Raw genomic sequence first — 20,426 nt, 5'->3', positions numbered from 1 at the left:
CGCGGACAAGAGGTGAACCACATGGCAGGGAAAGGACGCGGCAACAATCCCGTCCCGGTGAGCGATCTGGCGAGCGACCTGCTCGATCCGGTCCTGCGCCGGCGCGCGGGGCTGTCGATCGATCTCGTCCAGTGCTGGGCCGAGATCGTCGGCGAGCGGCTTGCCGAGCGCACCCGTCCCGAAAAGATCGCATGGCCGCGCCGCATGCACGAGGATGACCCCTTCGAGCCGGCCACGCTCGTCATCGCCTGCAGCGGGCCGGCCGCCCTGCATGTCCAGCACGAGACGTCCGAAATCATCGCCCGTGCCAACGCCTTCCTCGGCTTCGGCGCCATCGGCCGCGTGCGGATCGTTCAGAAGCAGGTAAACACGGCGCAGGCCCACAAGCGGCCACGCCCTCGCCCGCTTTCGGAGACCGAGCGGCGCAAGCTCGCCCGCATCACCGACCCGATCGAGGACGAAGGGCTGCGCGCCAGCCTGGAGCGCCTGGGCAGCAATGTTCTCGCCGCGCGCAAGAAGCCGCTCGCGGATTCGTGAGCTTGCTGCGGCAATTTGCGTTTGGCATCGGCTCGTCCTTATCTTATTTCCGCTTGCATCGTCGCTATTTTCTTTCCCGACGGTAGAATGCCGTCGGCAATACGGGTGATTCGCATGGCTGAACTGATCGCGCGCAGGCGCATTCTCCTCTCCCTCGCCGCCCTCCCGGCCGCGGCACTTCTGGCCGGCTGCGGCGACAGCGGCTCCGGCGAGGCGAACGCGCAGGATCAGACATCGCCGCTGACCACCGGTGCGGTGGACGCGCCGGAGCCCTCCGGCACGGTGGACATGACGGAGCTCCTGGAGCCCGGTGCCCTGCCCGAAAGGGCGCAAGGGGCCGAGGACGCGCCGGTGACCATCGTCGAATATGCGTCGATGACCTGCAGCCATTGCGCCAGCTTCCACGTCAATACCTATCCGGCTCTGAAGGAGCAGTACATCGATACCGGCAAGGTGCGCCTGATCCTGCGCGAATTCCCCTTCGATCCCCGCGCGGAGGCCGGCTTCATGCTGGCACGCTGCGCCGATAACAAGTATTTCGCGATGGTCGACGTGCTGTTCAAGCAGCAGCGCAGCTGGGCGGCGGCCCAGGATGCGCGCGGCGCCCTGCTCAACATTGCCAAGCTCGCCGGTTTTTCACAGGAGTCCTTCGAGGCCTGCTTGACGGACCAGCAGCTTCTGGATGATGTCAGGGCCGTGCGCGCGCGCGGCGCAGATTTCGGCGTGGAGGCGACGCCCACCTTCTTCATCAACGGGAAGAAGTATTCGGGAGCGATGTCGATTGAGCAGATGTCGGCGATTATTGATCCCCTGCTGTAAGGCAGGCGCCGACCGCGCCGGCACTTCTCCCGTGCGCCGGGGCGGGCGCGCATGAAATTCACCAAGCTCCGCCTCCTCGGCTTCAAATCCTTCGTTGAGCCCAGCGAGTTCGTGATCGAGCCCGGCCTGACCGGCGTGGTCGGGCCGAATGGCTGCGGCAAGTCCAATCTCGTCGAGGCGCTGCGCTGGGTGATGGGCGAGAGCTCGTACAAGAACATGCGCGCCTCGGGCATGGACGACGTCATCTTTTCCGGCTCGGCCACACGGCCGGCGCGCAACACGGCGGAGGTGGCGCTCTTTCTCGAGAACGCGGATCGCAGCGCGCCCGCCGCTTTCAACGATGCCGACGAATTGCAGGTCTCGCGGCGCATCGAGCGCGAGGCGGGCTCGGTCTACCGCATCAACGGCAAGGAGGCGCGCGCGCGGGACGTGCAGCTTCTCTTCGCCGACCAGTCGACCGGCGCGCGCTCGCCCTCCATGGTGGGGCAGGGGCGTATCGGCGAACTGATCCAGGCAAAGCCGCAGGCGCGCCGCGCCCTCCTGGAGGAAGCGGCCGGCATTTCCGGCCTGCATTCGCGCCGGCACGAGGCGGAGCTGCGCCTGCGCGCAGCCGAGCAGAATCTCGAACGGCTCGACGACGTGGTGGGCGAGCTTCAGACGCAGATCGAAAGCCTGAAGCGCCAGGCGCGTCAGGCAGCGCGCTTCAAGAACCTGTCGGCTGAAATCCGCAAGGCGGACGCCATCCTGCTGCATCTGCGCTGGTCGCAGGCCAAGGAGCAGGAAGCCGAGGCCAAGTCGGCGCTTTCGGAGGCGACCGCGCGGGTGGCCGAGCGTGCCGGCGAGCAGATGGAGGCGGCGAAGGAACAGGCGATCGCTGCAAAGCGCCTGCCGGAACTGCGCGAGGCGGAGGCCTCCGCCGCTGCCGCGCTCCAGCGCCTGACCATCGCCCGCACGCAGATCGAGGAAGAGGCAAGGCGCGTGCGCGACCGGGCGGCCGAGTTGCAGAAGCGTGTCGCGCAGTTCGATTCCGATATCGCCCGCGAGGAACAGATGGTTCGCGACAATGCGGACATTCTGGCGCGGCTGGAGAATGAAGAGGTCTCTCTCAACGAAGCCGAGGCCGGCGCCGACGGCCGCGAGGTCGAGGCGCGTGAAACGCTCGACAAGGCGGCTGCCGAACTGGCCGAGCACGAGGAGAAGCTGTCCGCCCTGACCGCCGCGAAGGCCGAGGCGGCGGCGAGCCGCAGCCAGGCCGAACGCGCCATGCGCGACAGCGCCGAGCGCCGCGACCGGCTCGCCCGGCAGCTGGAAAATGCCGACCGGCAGTTATCCGAGATCGCCGCCGAGATCGGCACGCTTCCGGACCCGGCGCTGAAACGGCGCGAACTGGATGAAGCCCTGGCCGTCCAGGAGGCGGCGGAGAAGGCGGCCGCGGAAGCGGAAGCGGCGGTCGCGGCGGCGCGCGCGGAGGAGAACGCGGCGCGCCAGCCCGTCGGCGAGGCCCGCGGCGAATTGCAGCGCATTGAGACCGAGGCAGCAACGCTCGCCAGGGTGCTGAACGCCGGCGGCAACGATCTCTTCCCGGCAGTGCTGGAGCAGGTGCGGGTCGAACCCGGTTTCGAAACCGCCCTGGGCGCGGCATTGGGTGAGGATCTCGACGTGCCGCTAGACAAGGGCGCGCCCGTCCATTGGGCCGACGTGGCGCCGGTCGCCGACGACCCGGCCTTGCCTGCCGGTGTCCGCCCGTTGGCCGACGTGGTGCAGGCGCCGGCGCAGCTTGCCCGCCGCCTTGCACAGATCGGCATTGCCGAGGACGCGGACGGATCCCGCCTGCAAGCGCTTCTGAAGCCCGGCCAAAGGCTGGTGAGCGGTGAGGGCGCCTTGTGGCGCTGGGACGGCTATACCGCCAGCGCCGACGCGCCGACGGCGGCTGCCCAGCGTCTGGCGCAGAAGAACCGGCTTTCCGAATTGGAACGCGAAGCCGCAGCCGCCAAGGAGCGGGTCGGACAGGCGGAAGAGGCGCTTTCGCGTGCGGAGGCGGCCGTGAAGGAGACGGTGGAGGCCGAGCGCGCCGCCCGCGAGCGCCTGCGCGAGTGCCAGCGCACAGTCGGTGCCGCGCGTGACGCGCTGGCGGCTGCGGAAAAGGCGTCCGGCGAGCTGGCGAGCCGCCGTACGGCACAGGAAGAATCACGCATCAGGCTGGCCGAAGACCACGAGGAAGCACTGAAGGCCGTTGCGGAGGCGGAAGCCGCCTTCGCCGAGGCACCGGACCTTTCCAAGTTGCAAGGGCAGCTCGAAGAGGTGTCGGCGGCGGTTTCGCAGGCCCGCGGCAAGGCGGCGGAAGCCCGCGCCGCGCATGACGGGCTGAAGCGGGAGGCGGAGAACCGTAGGCGGCGCCTGGCGGCCATTGCCGACGAGCGCAAGAGCTGGACCGCGCGCGCGGATAACGCCGACAAACAGATCACCGCACTCAAGGAACGGCGCGGCGAGGCGGCGGGCGAGTTGGAGAAACTTGCCGATGCGCCGGACGAGATCGAGGCGCGCGGGCGCACGCTGCTTTCGCAGATCACCGAAGCCGAGGCCGTGCGCAACGCCGCTGCCGATAAGCTGCAGGAGGCGGAAAACCGGCAGGCGGAACTGGACAAGCACGCGGCCGAAGCGATCCAGGCGCTGGCGTCCGCACGCGAAACCCGCGCCCGCGCCGAAGAGCGGGAGGCTGCGGCCGAGGAGCGGCGCAAGGAGGCCGAGGCACGCATCCAGGAAGCGCTCAACGTGCCGCCTCATCTCGTCCTTCGCCAGGCGGAGCTTTCACCGGACGACCCCATGCCGGAAATGGCGGCGGTCGAAAAGCGGCTGGAGCGGCTGAAGATCGAGCGCGAGCGGCTGGGGGCGGTCAACCTGCGCGCCGAGGAAGAGCAGAACGAACTTACAGAGCGGCTGGACACGCTGGTCTCCGAACGCGATGACGTCATCGAGGCGATCCGCAAGCTGCGCCACGCCATTCAGAACCTGAACCGCGAGGGACGCGAGCGCCTGCTTTCAGCTTTCGACGTGGTGAACGGCCAGTTCCAGCGCCTTTTCACCCATCTTTTCGGCGGCGGCACGGCCGAGTTGCAGCTCGTCGAATCCGACGACCCGCTGGAGGCGGGGCTTGAAATCCTTGCCCGGCCGCCCGGCAAACGCCCGCAGACCATGACGCTGCTTTCCGGCGGCGAGCAGGCGTTGACGGCGATGGCGCTGATCTTCGCCGTGTTCCTGACCAATCCCGCGCCCATCTGCGTGCTCGACGAGGTGGACGCCCCGCTCGACGACCACAATGTCGAGCGCTTTTGCAACCTGATGGACGAGATGGCGTCATCCACCGAGACGCGTTTCGTCATCATCACCCATAACCCGATCACCATGGCGCGCATGAACCGGCTGTTCGGCGTGACGATGGCCGAGCAGGGGGTGAGCCAGCTCGTCTCGGTGGATCTGCAGACGGCCGAACGCTTGCGCGAGGCGAGCTGAGCAGGCGCCGGGATACGCGCACGGAATGGCGGGTGAGATCAGCGGTCCTTGAACGACCGCTGGTGGGGCGGGCTCGGCCCGAGGATCCATTCCGGAACCTTCCCAGTCGCAAAACAGTCGATGTCAAAGCCCTGGGTATGATACTTCTCGCCACAAGCTTCTGAACAGGAGCAGCGACATGGAACCGACGAATTCGGCATCGGCGCTTGGCGAGGACCTGTCCTCGGCGCTCAAGGCCCTCCACCGCGCGCTCATTCTCGCCGAGGCGGGTGACGACGAAACACTGCAAAATCCGTATACGCTGCTGTTCGCCGTGATCGGCGATCCCCGATTTGCGTGGACGAACGGCCTCTCGCAGCTCATCGTGCGGCTCGACGAAATGCTGACCGCCGGTGAAATCGCCAGCCCTGACGATCTCCTTCCCTTCCGCAACGAGGCGGCACGACTTCTGGGCGAGGAGGACGGGGCGGACAACGAGTTCCGCCTGCGCTACTTGATGGCGCTCAAGAAGGCGCCGGACGTGGCGCTTGCCACGGGCCGGCTCCGCCGGATCATGGCAGAGTTTCCCGCCCCGAAAGCGAAATAGGTTCCAGACTAGGTTTCGCTCCACACGGCCAGCTCGTTGCCGGCGGGATCGGTGAAGTGGAAGCGCCGGCCTCCGGGGAAGGAGAAGATCGGCTTGACGATCCGCCCGCCCGCCTCTTCCACCCGCCGCAGCGTATCCTCCAACGCGCGCGAATAGAGGACCGGCAGGGGCTTGTCCGACCCTTCGAGCGGGCTGCCGTAGAAGCCGCCGTCCAGACCCTCGCTGAAGGCGGAGTAGCTGGCACCATAGTCCGTGAACGACCACGAGAACGCATTGGCGTAAAACGCCTTGACACTGTCGAGTACGCCTCCGGTGGCCGGCATTTCGATATAGTCGAGCTTTCCCGTCTCACGCATGACTCTCTCCTGAATGTTCATGATATGTTCTTATGTTGCCTCACTTCATGTGAAGCGTCAAGCCGAGAAGCTGATGCGTGCCGGATACCCAAATCGATTAGGGTCCGGCGGAGCGTCTTGCCATTGCCGCGGGCGGCCCTTAACGCTGTCTGACGCGGAGCAGCACACGCGCGATCCATCGGGAGGCGGCATGACGAAGTGGGTGTACAGTTTCGGCGACGGACAGGCCGAAGGCCGGGCATCCGACCGGAACCTTCTGGGGGGCAAGGGAGCGAACCTGGCCGAGATGAGCAGCCTCGGTCTGCCGGTGCCGCCGGGCTTCACGATCACCACCGACGTCTGCACCCATTACTATGCCAACGGCCGCACCTATCCGCCGGAGCTTGAAGCCCAGGTCGAGAAAGCGCTGGAGGAAGTGGGGCGGATCGCCGGCCGGCGCTTCGGCGATCCTGAGCGTCTTCTCCTGGTCTCGGTGCGTTCCGGAGGGCGCGCGTCGATGCCGGGCATGATGGACACGGTGCTCAATCTCGGCCTCAACGATGCGACGGTGGAGGCCTTGGCCGCCGATGCAGACGACGCCCGCTTCGCCTATGACAGCTACCGCCGCTTTATCCAGATGTACAGCGACGTGGTCCTCGGCCTCGACCATGAAGTGTTCGAGGAGATCCTGGCCGACGAGAAGGGGCGCCTCGGCTATGACGTCGACACGGAATTCTCCGCCGACGACTGGCGCCGCATCCTGCGCCTCTACAAGGAGCGCGTGGAAAGCGAGCTCGGCGAACCTTTTCCGCAGGATCCGCGCAAGCAGCTCTGGGGCGCCATCGGCGCGGTGTTTTCGAGCTGGATGAACCCGCGCGCCGTCACCTATCGCCGCCTGCACGACATTCCCGAAAGCTGGGGCACGGCGGTGAACGTCCAGGCCATGGTCTTCGGCAATATGGGCGAGACCTCGGCCACGGGCGTCGCCTTCACCCGCAACCCCTCGACCGGCGAAAAGGCGCTTTATGGCGAGTTTCTCGTCAATGCCCAGGGCGAGGACGTGGTGGCCGGCATCCGCACGCCGCAAAGCCTGACGGAGGCGGCGCGGCTGGAGACAGGCTCCGACAAGCCCTCGCTCGAAAAGCTGATGCCGGAGGTTTTCGCCACTTTCGTGAAGACCGCCGAGCGCCTCGAGGCCCACTATCGCGACATGCAGGATCTCGAATTCACCATCGAGCGCGGCAAATTGTGGATGCTGCAGACGCGCTCCGGCAAGCGCACGACGGCGGCTGCGCTCAAGATCGCCGTGGACATGGCCAATGAGGGGCTGATCTCGCGCGCCGAAGCCGTCTGCCGCATCGATCCCGCCGCCCTCGACCAGTTGCTTCACCCCACGATCGATCCCGACGCCCAGCGCGACATGATCGCCGCCGGCCTGCCGGCTTCCCCGGGGGCGGCGACGGGCGAGATCGTCTTCTCGCCCGACGAGGCGGAGGAGATGAAGGCGCGCGGCATCCCAGTCATCCTGGTGCGCGTGGAGACGAGCCCGGAAGACATCCACGGCATGCATGCCGCCGAGGGCATCCTTACGACGCGCGGCGGCATGACCAGCCATGCCGCGGTGGTTGCCCGCGGCATGGGCAAGCCCTGCGTCGCCGGCGCCGGCACCATCCGCGTGGACTACCGCGCCGGCACCATGTCGTCTCTCGGACGGACCTTCGGGAAGGGCGACGTGATCACCATCGACGGCTCCACAGGCCAGGTGCTCGCGGGCAAGGTGCCGATGCGTCAGCCGACACTTTCCGGTAATTTCTCCACCATCATGGAATGGGCGGACGCGGTGCGCCGCATGGGGGTGCGCGCCAATGCCGACACGCCGACCGATGCCCGCACCGCCCGCTCCTTCGGGGCGGAGGGGATCGGTTTATGCCGCACCGAGCACATGTTCTTCGACGACGACCGGATCCTCGCCATGCGCGAGATGATCCTGTCCGACACGGAAGAGGAGCGCCGCAGGGCGTTGTCCAAGCTCCTCCCCATGCAGCGGGCCGATTTCATCGAGCTGTTCGAGATAATGGCGGGCCTGCCCGTCACCATCCGCCTGCTCGATCCGCCGCTCCATGAATTCCTGCCCAAGACGGAAGAGGAGATTGCCGAGGTCGCCGCCGCCATGGATGTGGATCCGGACCGGCTGCGCCAGCGCACCGAGACCCTGCACGAGTTCAACCCGATGCTCGGCCATCGCGGCTGCCGGCTGGCGATCTGCTATCCCGAGATGGCGGAGATGCAGGCGCGTGCGATTTTCGAGGCGGCGGCCGAGGCCGCGCGCACCACCGGCGCGCCGGTGGTGCCGGAAATCATGGTGCCGCTTGTCGGCATCGCGGCAGAGTTCACGCTCGTGAAGGCAATGATCGAGAAGGTGGGCAAGGAGGTGCTCGCCGAGGCGGGCGCCGAGATCGACTATCTGATCGGCACCATGATCGAGCTGCCGCGCGCGGCGCTAGGCGCCGGAGAGATCGCCCGCGAGGCGGAGTTCTTCTCCTTCGGCACCAATGATCTCACCCAGACCACCTTTGGCATCTCGCGTGACGATGCCGGCAGTTTTCTGGAAATCTACCGCCAGAAGGGCATTCTGGAGCAGGATCCCTTTGTCTCCATCGACGTGGAGGGCGTGGGCGCGCTGGTCAGGATCGGCGCCGAACGGGGCAGGGCGGTGCGCGAGGCGATGAAGCTTGGCATCTGCGGCGAACACGGCGGCGACCCCGCTTCTATCGCCTTCTGCGAGGAAGTGGGACTCGACTACGTCTCCTGCTCTCCCTTCCGCGTGCCAATTGCCCGTCTCGCGGCGGCGCAGGCCGCGTGCCGTGGAGAATAGGAACGAGAGTACTCAGTGCTCCTCGAAAGTGACCCGGTCCGCATAGAAGGCGCCGTGGTCTTTGATGGCCAGCATCTCTTCGTACGGATCTTCATAGGCCCACATGACATCCGGCGCCGCGCCGGTTTCGGCCAGGCGCCAATAGCTTGCATCGCCCTTGTAGGGGCAATGGCTCTTGGACTCGGTCCGCTCCAGCGCTGCAAAACGGATATCGTCGAAAGGAATGTAAAGCACCGGCGGATAGCCCTCTTCCTCGAGGCGCTTGGCCTGTCGGGTTGTCGCCAAGACGGTGCTTCCCGCAGACACCGTCACGGCGCAAGCATGGGGTGCGACGGTGATCTTCTTGTCGGGGTTCCTTCGGAAACCGGGCGATGGTCTGGCTTGCTGCATTGTCTCACCATCCGGAACGGAGGTCGGATTCGCTGCTTTCCCGACGCTCAACCATCGGAGCCGAGCTGCCGCATCACGTCTGCATAAGCCCGGGCAATGCCGGCGACGGGAAGATCGCTGGCCTCGGCATCCTCAACCCGCAGCGGTCCGCCGTCGATGGGTTGCGCCACCAGTGCCACCTTGCGCTCGCCGCTGCCATCGAGCGACACCGCAGCGACCCAGTCGCAGTCGGCAAGGCCGTTCATGCGCATGTGAAACAGCATCTTTCCGCCAACCCGCTCCAAGGCCTGCATGACGGCGCCTTCGAAGCCGATATCCACGAAGTCCTGATGACGCAGCGCGAGTTCCAACTCGACGATTTCCAGAGGTGGCGTAGGCGTTTGCGTCTCTTCTTTGGCCAACGTTTCCATATTTGTACGGGCACTCTACACACGTGGAGACACACAACGCACTGGCCCGAAAAAGGTTCCAGGACAATGAGATCGGACGATTCGAAGGCGATGGTGCCAGTGGTGGAGCCCGCATGCCACGCCGGTCCGTATCAAACTTTTTTGCAACGGTACTGTTCACGTGATCGCTTGCCGGTCCGTTGCACAGCTGTGACAATGAGGGAGATGGCTGTGGGGAGATTCGATGACGGCGATTCTGGAACGACGCAGCGCGCCCGCCGCGCCATGGGCGCGCCGGCTCGGCTCCTTCTCGGCCGTGCTCTTCCTCACCGCCGCCCTGGCGCACCGCTTCGCCCTCATCGAAACGGTGCCCTTCCTCTGGCTTCTCGGAATTGTGGGATTCCTGGCTTTTTGCGGTCTCTGTCTGGCGATCGTCGCCCTCGTACAGATCTGGGAGCGCGGCGTGGCCGGCCTGAATGCGGCGAGCCTGGGCGCGGTGTTTTCGGCGCTCGTGCTCGTGCCCTATGCCGTCTCCGGCTACCGGATCGTCATACACCCGCAACTGATGGACATTTCGACGGACATCTCGCGTCCGCCGCGTTTCGAAGCTGCCGCTGCTTTGCGCGCCCCGCCGATGAACCGGCTCGGAGCGATAAGCCAGGATGACGCGCTGCTGCAGGCGGATGCCTACCCCGACGTCGCCGGACGGCGCTATGAACATGCCAGGAGTGTCGTGGTGGACACCGTCCTCGAACTCGTCGAAAGCCGCGGCTGGCGGTTGTTGTCGCCCATGCCCGCCGGCGACGGCACCGGCGACGTCACGATCGAGGCGGTCGGTCGCTCCTATCTTCTTGGCTTCCCCTCCGATGTGGCCATCCGCATCGAAGAGCGCTGGAACGCGACATATGTCGACATGCGTTCGGCCTCCCGCTACGGCCGGCACGACATGGGGGAGAATGCGGAGCGGATCAGGCGCTTCCTGAATGATCTCGACAGGCGCATGGAAAGGCTCGGAAGCTGACCGGCTCAGGCCGGGCGAAAGGCGGCGTCGAGCGACAGCATTCCTTCCACCTGGACCTGGCCGCGCGCCACGAGGTCTTCCAGATGGGCCAGAACCGACAGCGCCGCCGCCCCGTGCAGCCGGGGGTCCGTGTCGCGGTAAATGGCGCCGACGATCTCCGATATGGTCCTGTCGCCCGAGAACAGCCGTTTGAGGATGGCGCGCTCGCGCATTTTACGGTGCGTCTTCAGACCGCGCAGGAATTGCTGCGGACGGGCGACCGGACCGCCGTGACCGGGCAGCAGGAAGCGGTCGTCGCGGGCGATCAAGCGGTCGAGAGAGGCCATGAAATCCGCCATCGCGCCGTCGGGTGGGGCGACAATCGTCGTTGACCACGCCATCACGTGATCGGCGGAGAAGGCGATGCCGGTGCCTTCCAGTCCGAAAGCGCAGTGATTGGCCGTGTGACCCGGCGTATGGACGACCCGGATCGCCCAGCCGTCGCCTTCCACGAGAGCGTTGTCGGGAAGCTGGATGTCGGGGCTGAAATCCATATCGGCGCTGGCGTCCAGCGGATTGGTCTCGCCCACGCGCAGCGGGCGGGCAGGGCGATGCGGTCCCTCCGCCGCGACCAGGGCTCCAGTGGCTTCCGCCAGGCGCCGCGCCAGCGGCGAATGATCCCGGTGCGTATGGCTCACAAAGATATGGCTCACCGGCCGGCCGCCGATGGCGGCGAGCAAGACCTGAAGATGTGCCTCGTCCTGCGGCCCCGGATCGATGACGGCGAGTGTCTTCTTGCCGACAATGTAGGAGTTCGTGCCGCGAAAGGTGAAAGGGCTCGGATTGCGGGCCGTCAGACGCTGTACGCCCGGAGCCACGTCCACCGGCCGCCCGTATTCAGGCTCGAAGCGTGTATCGAATTCGATGGTGGTTTCTCCCGTTTTGCGCAGCGCCCGCGGTCATCTTTGGCGGCCGAGCTCCCGTCAGTCTAGCAGCACGCTCCTTGTTCGCGACAGCCCTTCTCGATGGTTGCGGTCCGTCCCCGTTGGCGGGCGGTAAGCCGCGCATAAATATTAAAAAACTCATTCTTCGAAGTCTCGAATTTTCACTCGCGCTTCCACGGCAATTTAAATCCGGTCGGATAAGGTCCAACTACTGAGACCAATAGTGGGATGGGGATGCGTAGTCATGGAAAAAGAAATAAAAGTGAGCATACGTCGACCGGATTTTAATTTTAAAAGCATATCGAAGGCAACATTCATTGTTCCCGCAATTTGCCTGAACATGCTCGCCGGTTGTGCCGCAATGCCGGACACCACGATGACCTCGTCGGTTTCGGTCGAGGCCGAGGAGTCGGCCCCGGCCCCGCAGTTGAAAAAGACGGTCCGGCACAAAAAGAGTGCGGGCCAGCCGTCGGTAAAGGTCGCCAGCGCTCGCTATCTCGGCCGTGCGCCCTACATCTGCACGCCGAGTGGCTTCGGAAGGACGTCGAGCTGCTTCCTGCGATAAGCAGCGGGGAGGGAGCGTCGAGATGCTGAAGCGTATCGCGATACCGTTCGCCTTTGCCTTGTGCCTGGGAATGACGGGAATGGGCTCGGCCGAACCTGTGCAGGGCATCGACAGGATGAGGACAACCGCCATCGCACCGGATGAACCGGCCGACGGCCGGGCACCGCTCTTCGGGGTTTACGATCCGCACGGCGGCTTTCATCATTCGGAACAAGCCGCCATCGAGCACGTCTTCGTCTACTGGCAGGCACTCGACAAAGCGATGCTTGCCCGAAAGATGCATATCGCCGCCCAAAGGGGGCGGGTGCTGATGGTTACTGTCGAGCCCTACACGAAGGCGGTGAACTGGCGCGACGGCGGCGAACGCCTTTTCGAGGAAATCCAGAACGGCCGCTTCGACGCAGAGATCGCCTCGGTGTGCGGCGCCGTGGCTTCCTTCCCCGGGCGGCAGTGGGTCCGCTGGGGCCACGAGATGGAGGAGCCCAGCGAGCGCTACCCATGGGCGCGCAAGGATGCGCGCGGCTATATCGCCGCTTATCGCTACTTTGTCGCATCGTGCAGGCGCATTGCGCCCCGGGCCCGTTTCATCTGGTCGCCCAAGGGGCAGCGCCATCTCGCAGCCTATTATCCGGGTGACGCCCATGTGGACATGGTCGGGGTGTCGATCTGGGGGCTGGAGGCGTGGGACCGGCACTGGTACGGCCGGCCACGCGGTTTCGCCGAAACGCTCCAGGAAAATTACCGGCGGGTGGTCCGGTTCGGCAAACCGATCGTCATTGCGGAACTGGGGGTTGCCGGCACGGAGGACTATCGCCGCAGGTGGCTGTCGGAGATGCTCGATCCGGCAGGATGGCGGCGCTCTTTCCCGCTGCTGGAAGGCATCGTCTATTTCAACGACAAGGAGCCGTATTACTGGCCATACGGCTATGGTTCGCCGGATTGGCGCATCGCCGCCTCGGCGGTGGCCGACTTGCGGCAGGCATCGGCCCGCTGAAACGCGGCCATGGCCCGCCGGCTAGCGCGGCGGGCCATCGTGCCTCCCCTTCCCCAAGGCCTAGCGGTCGGACGACATCCGCGCCTCGATCCTCTTCAGGCGGGCGCTGACATGGTCACCCTTGCGCAACTTCGCGTACTCGTTGCTTCTCTTGGCCGGTACGTCCCTGAAGACATACCAGTCGCCGTCCGGCTCGCGTCGCTGATAGATGACGCCGTCGTTCTTGCGGTGGCTGAAACAGGTCACGGCAGGTGCGGCGCCTTCGCGGGCGTGCCATTTGGCCCGGAAGCACAGCTTCCCCGGCTCGGTGATGAACCAGAGGCCGATGCCGTAGGATGCATCGGCTCCGCTGCCGGCCCAGGCGGTGAAGCGGCGCTCCTTCACGGAGAAGAAGCCCCCGCCCTGATCCCATAGCCAGGAGCGGTTGTTGTAGATCTGGTAGAGTTCACCGCTGGAAAGCGGTGAGCCTGCCTCGGCTTTCTCGGCAAAGTCTTCCGGTGCGGCGGCTGCACCGCAGGACGCCGCCGTCAGAAAGCCGAGTGCCAGCGCTATCGGTCGGATTGACATTCGTTTTTTCTCCCGATTGGGCTTGCGTGTCAGTTGACGGCCTGCTGGACCACCCGCCAGTCGGGGCGGCCATAGTCCTTCGGCCACGGATAGACCTCGCGGTCGTTGAAGTAGACGACGGCGACGAGTTCGGGGAATTGCGGGTGAGGCTTGGCGACGTTCTCGGCCCAGTTACGGACGTAGGACCGATCGCCTTCATAGCCGAGTTCGGCCACCCAGATGGGCTTCCCGAAGCCAACGGCACGTTCGTATCCCGGAGCAAGCCGCTCCATGAAGGTCCAGTCCCGGCCGGTCTCGCCCTGGTCGTAGGTCTGATAGCCAAAGACGGAGAGGCCGACGATGTCGACGTATTCATCGCCGGGATAGAAGACCTCGAGACCCTCGTTGCCCTTCGGCGACCACATGAAGCGTGCATCCTTCACGTGCTTGCGGCACTCCGTGACCGAGCGGCGATAGGCCGCCACATATTCCTGCGGCCGCCAGTGCGCCCAGGTGAACTGGTTGTCGTCCTCGTCCATCTCCTGGGCCCAGCGGATGACGACCGGGCTTTCGAGCTTGGAAATTTCCGTGCAGATCGCCGCCATGTTGGCGTCGTAGGCGCCGTTGGCGATGCCGCGATAGAGTTCCTCCGGCGATAGCCGCCAGTCGATCGACCAGGACCACGGCTCGATGGTGATCAGGAGCGATCGCCCGCGCTCGCGCGCATAGGCGTCGGCGATCGACAGGGTCGACAGGTCCACGTCCTCCCACGGAAGGAAGAGGTGTTCGACCTCGGAGTTCGGATCCTCGCTGAAATCCCCGTGCGGGTCGTAAGCGCCGAAGACAATCGAGTCCTCGGTGATGATCGGCCGCTTGTCCGACGGTTCGCGGGCCGTCGGCGAATCGGGATTCGGCAGCCCGCGGGGCTGTGTCGGAGCCGCCACGACGGCCGCTGAGACCATCAAGGCGGCGATCGAAAGTGCGATAGTCTTTGGTGTTCTTCTCATTGCCCTTCTCCGTCCTGTTCATCGCCCGCTTGCGCGAGGGATGATGCTTCTTCGCTTTCCATTCCCGCCTTCAGCGTCTGCCGGATGGATTCCAGCTTGCTGGAGACGAGATCATCCTTGGTGAACGCGTCGGATTCCTTGTCGTCGTCCGTCAGGAAGGCGTACCAGTCACCGGAGGGCTCGCGCCTCTGGTAGACGGTGCCTTCATGGATCCGGTGGACGAAACAGGTCCCATCGGGATAGACGCCCGTTTGGCTGTGCCATTCGCCTTTCAGGCACAGTTCTCCTTCGTCGGTAAGGATCCACCGGCCCTCTGCCCAGCTTGCGGACTCGCCGGTACCGGCCCAGGCGATGAAGGAACGCCCCTCGTCGCGCAGGTAAGCCGCGCCTTCCGACCACTTCCAGCTTCTGTCGTGGTAAATCCCGTGCAGTTCCACTGCGCTCATGGGCCGCGCGTCGTCGGGCAGTTCCTCGCCGGCGGCCTTGCCGGGCCCGCCCAGCATCGCGGCGGCGACGAGGGCGAGGCACATGGTTTGGTTGCGTCTGGTTCGTTTCATCGGTTGCGCCCTCCGTTATAGCCCGCCGGCTCCCTGTTGCTCCTGGCGGTGGTCATCATCGCGGCGGTATCGCCACCGCGCGGCGTCGGCCGTCCGACTGCACAAAGCTGAAAGCCGCAGGCTTCCGCCGCGCCTGGCTCGAAGGTGTGGCGCAGGTCGATCAGCGCGGGCCTGCGTACGAGCTGCCGCAAAAGCTTCAGATTGATGCGGCGGATGCTTTCCCATTCGGTGACGATGACGACGGCGTCGGCGCCACGGGCACATTCGTATGGGTCCTCGAACAGCGCCACGTCCTCGAGGATCTGGGCCGCGTTTTCCATCCCCACCGGATCGTGCGCGCGGACGGTGGCTCCGAAGCGCTGCAGGGTCTCGATCAGGGGCACCGAGGGGGCGTCGCGCATATCGTCCGTGTCGGGCTTGAAGGTCAGGCCCAGGACCGCGATCGTCATGCCATCGACATCGCCGCCGACGGCATCGAGCACCTTCAGGGCCATCTTGCGCTTGCGCGCTTCGTTCGCCGTCACCGTCTCCTCGACGATGCGCAGCGCCACCCCGTGGTCCTGCGCCGTGCGCAGGAGCGCCAGAGTGTCCTTGGGGAAGCAGGAACCGCCATAGCCCGGCCCGGCATTCAGGAAGCTCGTGCCGATGCGCTTGTCGAGCCCCATGCCGAGGGCGAGCTCGCTGACATTGGTCCCGACCTGCTCGCAAAGGTCCGCGAGTTCGTTGATGAAGGTGATTTTCGTGGCCAGGAAGGCGTTGGACGCATACTTGATCAGTTCCGACGTGCGGCGCTGGGTGACCACGATCGGAGACTCGTCTTCGGCAAGCGGGCCGCTGTAGAGCGCCATGAGAACCGCGCGCGCGTTCGCGTCCTCGACACCGATCACCACGCGATCGGGCTCGAGAAAGTCGCGGATGGCAACGCCCTCGCGGAGGAACTCGGGGTTGGAGGCGACGGAGAAGCTGCCCGGCCTGCGCACCGTCGAGATGATCTTCTCGACCGCGTCCCCGGTGCCTACCGGAACGGTCGACTTGACGACCACCACGGCACCGTCACAAAGCAGCGGCGCAATCTCCTTGGCGGCCATATAAACGAAGGAGAGATCGGCATCGCCGTGCCCGGCGCGCGAGGGGGTCCCGACCGCGATGAAGACGGCGGCGGCATCCTGCACCGCTTCCGCCAGATCTGTGGTGAAGGACAAGCGTCCGGCGACGGTGTTGCGCTCCACCAGTTCGTCGAGGCCGGGTTCGTAGATGGGGAGCTTCCCCTGATTGAGCCCGGCGATCTTTTCGGCGTTCTTGTCGACGCAGGCCACTTCATGGCCCCATTCGGCGAAGCATGTGCCGCTGACGAGGCCGACGTAACCCGTTCCTATCATTGCGATTTTCATTTTCACGACTCGTTTTCGTTTGAGGTTCCGGATTTGGGGGGAAGCCAGTGGGGGCGGAAGACGGTCCTGCGCAGATCCGTTCCGCCGATGCCGGCACCGGCGACGGAGAAGCGCTCCTCGAAAAGGCGGAAGCTGCCAGCACCCCAGGCAAGCGCCTCGAGCCCTTCCTTTCCGCGCTCCGCCGTGGCGATGCTTGGCAGAACGAGAAGAGCCAAAAGGCTGGCGGCCATTGCCGGACGATAGGTGCGGCTCGTCACGCGCACGGCGTTTTCGCGGGCGTGCCGGATGACGATCACGCAAAGGAGCGTCGTGTAGACCACCGCGTTGACGATGGCGAAGAGGTAGAAGCCGCGCGTTTCTCCCGCATCGTTCACCAGAAGCACCGGGACCAGCGAGGCGATGGACAGAAAGCCGTATGGCGCCAGGACGCGCAGCGGCAGCGGATCCACTTCGGAGCCGCCCTTCGGCGTGACGCGGAAATCGACGAAGGAGCCGGTGATCCAGTCCCGCAGCGCGGCGAGCGATCCGGCCAGCGCCCAAGGCCACCGCGCGAAGAGGAAGAGCATGGATTCCCAGCTCAGGATCTTCGCATCGAGCGGCCGGAAGGAGCCGGTGGCTCGCCAGCGAAATGCAAGCAGCACGAGGACGAGCGAGAGCGGCGCGAAATGGGCGAGGAAGGTCGGATAGGTTACCGCCACGAAGTTCTCGCCGCGCAGGAGCGCCAGGATCGGCATGGCGAACATCAGCGCCATGAACAGCGAAAAGAGCGGATACCAGAACTGTGAGAAGAGGAACTGGAACTTCAGGCGTGGCGGCAGATGCCCGACCAGCTTCGGCGAATACTGCAGGAGCAGCATGACGAGGCTGCGTGACCACTGGAATTCCTGCGTGACCAGGTCGCCGAACGTGCGCGGCCCGTCGCCGTGGGCGATCGCTTCCAGCGCATGGACGCCGCGCCAGCCGTGGGCGTTCATCATCAGCGTCGTGGAATGATCCTCGGCGAGTTCGGGCCCGAGCCCGCCGATCTCCTTCAGCGCCGCGGTGCGCACGGCGTAGTGCGAGCCGATGCACAGCGGCGCCAGGCCACCGTTGTATCCGGCCTGCAATGACCCGTGCATGCTCGCTTCCGCATAGAGCCGCCCGCGCGCCGACCAGCTCTCGGCGGCGTTCCTGTCGCAGATGCTGGGCGCCGACACATAGCCGATGGCCGGATCGGCGAAGGGACGCAGAATCTGGTAGAGATAGTCGGGCTCCGGCACGTGGTCGGCGTCGAGCTGGGCCACGAAATCGTAGCGTTCATATCCGTAGTGGTCGTAGAAGAAGGCGAGGTTGCCTTCCTTGCAGCGCGTGCGCCGCGGCCAGCTCGTGCGGTGATAGTCCGCCCGCCCCTTGCGGGTGGACACGAACACCCCGTGCCGCCAGCACCAGTCGAGCGTTTCGGGGGAGGGGTCCTCGTCTGCGAGCCACGTGTCGTGCGGCACGTCTTGCGCCAGCATCGCCCGCAGCGTCTCCGCGACCACCGGGAAGGGTTCCGACGGCGCCTTGGTAACCACCATGGCGACGCGGCTACCGGCCGGCAGGCGCAAGGGACCGTTCGGCTTCCTTGCCCGATAGAAGACGGCGATGAAATAGGCCGGCAGAAGCGTGACCCAGGCGATTACGGCCGTGACGAGCACGGAACCGAAGATGCTGAAATGGTGCTCCGGGCGCAGCCACCAGGCCCAGAAATAGGCCAGCGCAGCGATCCAGAGGGCGACGCCTGCCAGATATTCCACGCGCCGGTATCCGCTGATGAGCGGCACCATGAGCGGCTCGTGCGTCGGATCCGCGCCCAGCGCGTGGGAGCCGGTCACGTCATTTACCGCGACGTGTTTCATGCCCGTGCCTCCAGGCCGAAGAAGGGGGCGGCGGTGCGTACGATCGTCTCCACGTCGGAATAGCGCGTCTTGAAGCCGAGCATGCTGCGGGCAAGGGTTGGATCGGCATAGAGCGCCGGCGGATCGCCCGCTCGGCGGGAGCGAAAGGTGACCGGGACCTCGCGCCCTGTCGTCTTGCGAACGGCCGCAAGGATTTCCTTGATGGAGGAACCCTGTCCGGTCCCCACGTTAAGGGCCAGGTTCTCCCCGCCGCCGACCAGGTGCTCGAAAGCCAGCAGATGCGCCCGCGCCAGATCCGCGACGTGGACATAGTCGCGGATGCAGGTTCCGTCGGGCGTTGCGTAATCGTCGCCGAACACCTCCAGATGCGGGATCCTGCCGCTTGCGGCCAGGAGGGCGCGCGGAATGAGGTGTGTTTCGGGGTCGTGCCATTCGCCGAGTTCGCCGTCGAGGTCGGCGCCACAGGCGTTGAAATAGCGCAGCGCCACATAGCGCAGGCCAAAGGCGGCAGCATGATCACGCAGCATGTGCTCGGTGATCAGCTTCGTCCGTCCGTACGGATTAATGGGATGCTGCGGCGTGGTCTCGCTGATCGGCAAAGTTTCCGGCACGCCGTATACGGCGCAGCTGGAGGAGAGGATCACCTTGTCGATGCCGGCCAGTCGGCAAGCTTCCAGCAGCGACAGCGTACCGGAGACATTGTTGCGGTAATACTTCGCCGGGTCCTGGACCGACTCTCCGACATAAGCCGATGCCGCAAAATGGATCACCGCGACGGGTTCGTATTGCTCGATTGCTTGGACCAGATGCAGCGTGTCCAGAATATCCCCGTGCACGAACGGTCCCCAGCGCACTGCCGAACGGTTGCCCGTCGTCAGATTGTCGTAGACGATCGGCTCGATGCCACGGGAGTTGAGCAGCTTGGCGGTGTGGCTGCCGATGAAGCCCGCGCCGCCGGTGACGAGGATTCTGCGCGCAGGCATCAGGCCACCTCTTCGCGCTCGCGGACCGACTGTGCGAGGACGCGCTCGAAATAGAGGATCGTATCCTTCAACCCCTCGGAAAGGGGCACGCGCGGCCGCCATCCCAGCACACGCTCTGCAAGCGTGATGTCGGGGCGGCGCTGGCGCGGATCGTCCACCGGCAGGGGGCGGTTTACGATGCGTGAACGGCTCCCGGTGATCTCGACGACCTGCTCGGCCAGCTCGGCGATGGTGAATTCTCCGGGATTGCCGAGGTTCACCGGACCGCTGAAGGAGGGGTCCGTACCCATCAGGCGTACGAAGCCTTCGATCAGGTCGTCCACGTAACAGAAGGAGCGGGTCTGGGTGCCGTCGCCGTAAATGGTGATATCCTCGCCCTTGAGCGCCTGGACGATGAAGTTCGACACCACGCGCCCGTCGTCGGGACGCATACGCGGACCGTAGGTGTTGAAGATGCGGGCGATCTTGACCTCGACCCCGCGCCGCGCCCGAAAATCGTGAAACAGGGTCTCGGCGCAGCGCTTGCCCTCGTCGTAGCAGGCACGCGGCCCGAACGGATTGACGTTGCCCCAGTAGCTTTCGACCTGCGGATGGACGTGCGGATCGCCGTACACCTCCGAGGTGGAAGCCTGGAAAATGCGGGCGTTTCGGCTTTCAGCCAGCTCCAGCAGATTGAGCGAGCCGATGACATTCGTCCGGGTCGTATGAACGGGATCGGCCTGGTAGTGCGGAGGAGAGGCGGGGCTGGCGAGATTGTAGATCTCGTCGATCTCGATATCGAGCGGCTCGACGATGTCGTGGTTGACGACACTGAAGGAGTTGTAGCGCGACAGATGCCGCACATTGCGCATCAGTCCGGTGGAAAAATTGTCGACACAGATAATGTGGTGCCCGGCCTCCAGCAGTCTTTCGCACAGATGCGAACCGAGAAAGCCCGCACCGCCGGTGACGAGGATTCGCCGCGGTGCCTGCGCCACGGCCACACGGGATTGCGCATTGTAAATAATACCCACGATCAGCCCCAATTCACTATTTGTATTGTCCTATGCCTTCCCCAGGGCGCAAGAATACTGTCCGTTTATGCGACGGGCGACTTGCTTATTCGCGAATGTCTGCCTGTC

At 65.3% G+C, this 20,426-nt stretch carries 19 protein-coding genes; 8 read left to right on the top strand and 11 right to left on the bottom strand.

Translation table 11 applies throughout. The features are described from left to right. Positions 1-21: 21 nt before the first annotated feature. The 4 genes from SIN08_RS16330 (at position 22) to SIN08_RS16315 (ending at position 5,452) form a co-directional block, all read left to right on the top strand. On the top strand, positions 22-537 hold the full coding sequence (locus tag SIN08_RS16330) for a DUF721 domain-containing protein (RefSeq protein WP_322452660.1): 516 nt from the start codon (positions 22-24) through the stop codon (positions 535-537). 114 nt (positions 538-651) lie between these two features. Beyond that, entirely contained in the window at positions 652-1,356 is a 705-nt protein-coding gene (locus SIN08_RS16325; RefSeq protein WP_322452659.1) for a DsbA family protein, read from the top strand. 51 nt (positions 1,357-1,407) lie between these two features. Beyond that, positions 1,408-4,866, top strand: a complete 3,459-nt coding sequence (smc, locus tag SIN08_RS16320; RefSeq protein WP_322452658.1) for a chromosome segregation protein SMC — start codon at positions 1,408-1,410, stop codon at positions 4,864-4,866. A 178-nt stretch (positions 4,867-5,044) separates the two neighbouring features. Next, complete coding sequence (locus SIN08_RS16315; RefSeq protein ID WP_322452657.1) at positions 5,045-5,452, top strand: hypothetical protein; 408 nt, start codon at positions 5,045-5,047, stop codon at positions 5,450-5,452. A gap of 8 nt (positions 5,453-5,460) precedes the next feature. Here SIN08_RS16315 and SIN08_RS16310 read toward each other — a convergent pair whose 3' ends face one another. After that, positions 5,461-5,808 (bottom strand): VOC family protein, encoded by a 348-nt coding sequence (locus SIN08_RS16310; protein ID WP_322452656.1) that lies wholly within the window; start codon positions 5,806-5,808, stop codon positions 5,461-5,463. Between the two features lie 190 nt (positions 5,809-5,998). Here SIN08_RS16310 and ppdK point away from each other — a divergent pair, with 190 nt between their 5' ends. Further along, positions 5,999-8,662 (top strand): pyruvate, phosphate dikinase, encoded by a 2,664-nt coding sequence (gene ppdK / locus SIN08_RS16305; RefSeq protein ID WP_322452655.1) that lies wholly within the window; start codon positions 5,999-6,001, stop codon positions 8,660-8,662. Between the two features lie 12 nt (positions 8,663-8,674). Here ppdK and SIN08_RS16300 read toward each other — a convergent pair whose 3' ends face one another. Together SIN08_RS16300 and SIN08_RS16295 are read right to left on the bottom strand one after the other, a co-directional pair. Then, positions 8,675-9,052 carry a DUF427 domain-containing protein gene (locus tag SIN08_RS16300; protein ID WP_322452654.1) on the bottom strand — a complete coding sequence of 126 codons (378 nt, stop codon included), beginning with the start codon at positions 9,050-9,052 and terminating at the stop codon, positions 8,675-8,677. Between the two features lie 47 nt (positions 9,053-9,099). After that, positions 9,100-9,462: a hypothetical protein gene (locus SIN08_RS16295; protein WP_322452653.1), complete on the bottom strand. Its 363-nt coding sequence runs from the start codon at positions 9,460-9,462 to the stop codon at positions 9,100-9,102. Positions 9,463-9,685: 223 nt separating this feature from the next. On the opposite strand from SIN08_RS16295, the gene SIN08_RS16290 reads away from it, so the two are divergent. After that, on the top strand, positions 9,686-10,462 hold the full coding sequence (locus SIN08_RS16290; RefSeq protein ID WP_322452652.1) for a DUF1499 domain-containing protein: 777 nt from the start codon (positions 9,686-9,688) through the stop codon (positions 10,460-10,462). 5 nt (positions 10,463-10,467) lie between these two features. On the opposite strand, the gene SIN08_RS16285 is transcribed toward SIN08_RS16290, so the two are convergent. Next, the gene (locus tag SIN08_RS16285; RefSeq protein ID WP_322452651.1) at positions 10,468-11,319 is read right to left on the bottom strand and encodes an MBL fold metallo-hydrolase; all 852 of its coding nucleotides are present in this window, start codon (positions 11,317-11,319) and stop codon (positions 10,468-10,470) included. A gap of 310 nt (positions 11,320-11,629) precedes the next feature. On the opposite strand from SIN08_RS16285, the gene SIN08_RS16280 reads away from it, so the two are divergent. Beyond that, a complete protein-coding gene (locus SIN08_RS16280; RefSeq protein WP_322452650.1) occupies positions 11,630-11,950 on the top strand; it encodes a hypothetical protein in 321 nt (106 codons plus the stop codon). 22 nt (positions 11,951-11,972) lie between these two features. After that, a complete protein-coding gene (locus SIN08_RS16275) occupies positions 11,973-12,944 on the top strand; it encodes a beta-mannosidase (RefSeq protein ID WP_322452649.1) in 972 nt (323 codons plus the stop codon). A 60-nt stretch (positions 12,945-13,004) separates the two neighbouring features. On the opposite strand, the gene SIN08_RS16270 is transcribed toward SIN08_RS16275, so the two are convergent. From SIN08_RS16270 to SIN08_RS16240, 7 genes are read right to left on the bottom strand one after another with little or no spacing between them, the layout of a single operon-like run. Further along, positions 13,005-13,511 carry a DUF995 domain-containing protein gene (locus tag SIN08_RS16270; protein ID WP_322452648.1) on the bottom strand — a complete coding sequence of 169 codons (507 nt, stop codon included), beginning with the start codon at positions 13,509-13,511 and terminating at the stop codon, positions 13,005-13,007. Positions 13,512-13,540: 29 nt separating this feature from the next. Further along, positions 13,541-14,497, bottom strand: a complete 957-nt coding sequence (locus SIN08_RS16265; RefSeq protein WP_322452647.1) for a glycoside hydrolase family 26 protein — start codon at positions 14,495-14,497, stop codon at positions 13,541-13,543. After that, a complete protein-coding gene (locus SIN08_RS16260; protein ID WP_322452646.1) occupies positions 14,494-15,054 on the bottom strand; it encodes a DUF995 domain-containing protein in 561 nt (186 codons plus the stop codon). Before SIN08_RS16260 ends, SIN08_RS16265 begins: the two co-directional genes overlap by 4 nt. After that, positions 15,051-16,445 carry a UDP-glucose/GDP-mannose dehydrogenase family protein gene (locus SIN08_RS16255; RefSeq protein ID WP_322452645.1) on the bottom strand — a complete coding sequence of 465 codons (1,395 nt, stop codon included), beginning with the start codon at positions 16,443-16,445 and terminating at the stop codon, positions 15,051-15,053. The genes SIN08_RS16260 and SIN08_RS16255 overlap by 4 nt, the downstream gene beginning before the upstream one ends. A 2-nt stretch (positions 16,446-16,447) precedes the next feature. Then, positions 16,448-18,322 (bottom strand): glycosyltransferase family 2 protein, encoded by a 1,875-nt coding sequence (locus SIN08_RS16250; protein ID WP_416208088.1) that lies wholly within the window; start codon positions 18,320-18,322, stop codon positions 16,448-16,450. Continuing rightward, complete coding sequence (gene galE / locus SIN08_RS16245) at positions 18,319-19,305, bottom strand: UDP-glucose 4-epimerase GalE (protein ID WP_322452644.1); 987 nt, start codon at positions 19,303-19,305, stop codon at positions 18,319-18,321. Before galE ends, SIN08_RS16250 begins: the two co-directional genes overlap by 4 nt. Continuing rightward, a complete protein-coding gene (locus SIN08_RS16240; RefSeq protein WP_322452643.1) occupies positions 19,305-20,318 on the bottom strand; it encodes a UDP-glucuronic acid decarboxylase family protein in 1,014 nt (337 codons plus the stop codon). Before SIN08_RS16240 ends, galE begins: the two co-directional genes overlap by 1 nt. Positions 20,319-20,426: the final 108 nt, after the last annotated feature.

The organism is Chelativorans sp. M5D2P16 (assembly GCF_034427935.1).
Lineage (GTDB): Bacteria > Pseudomonadota > Alphaproteobacteria > Rhizobiales > Rhizobiaceae > Chelativorans.
Note: the sequence above shows the minus strand (reverse complement) of the source record. Positions and strands in the feature narration are given on the sequence as shown.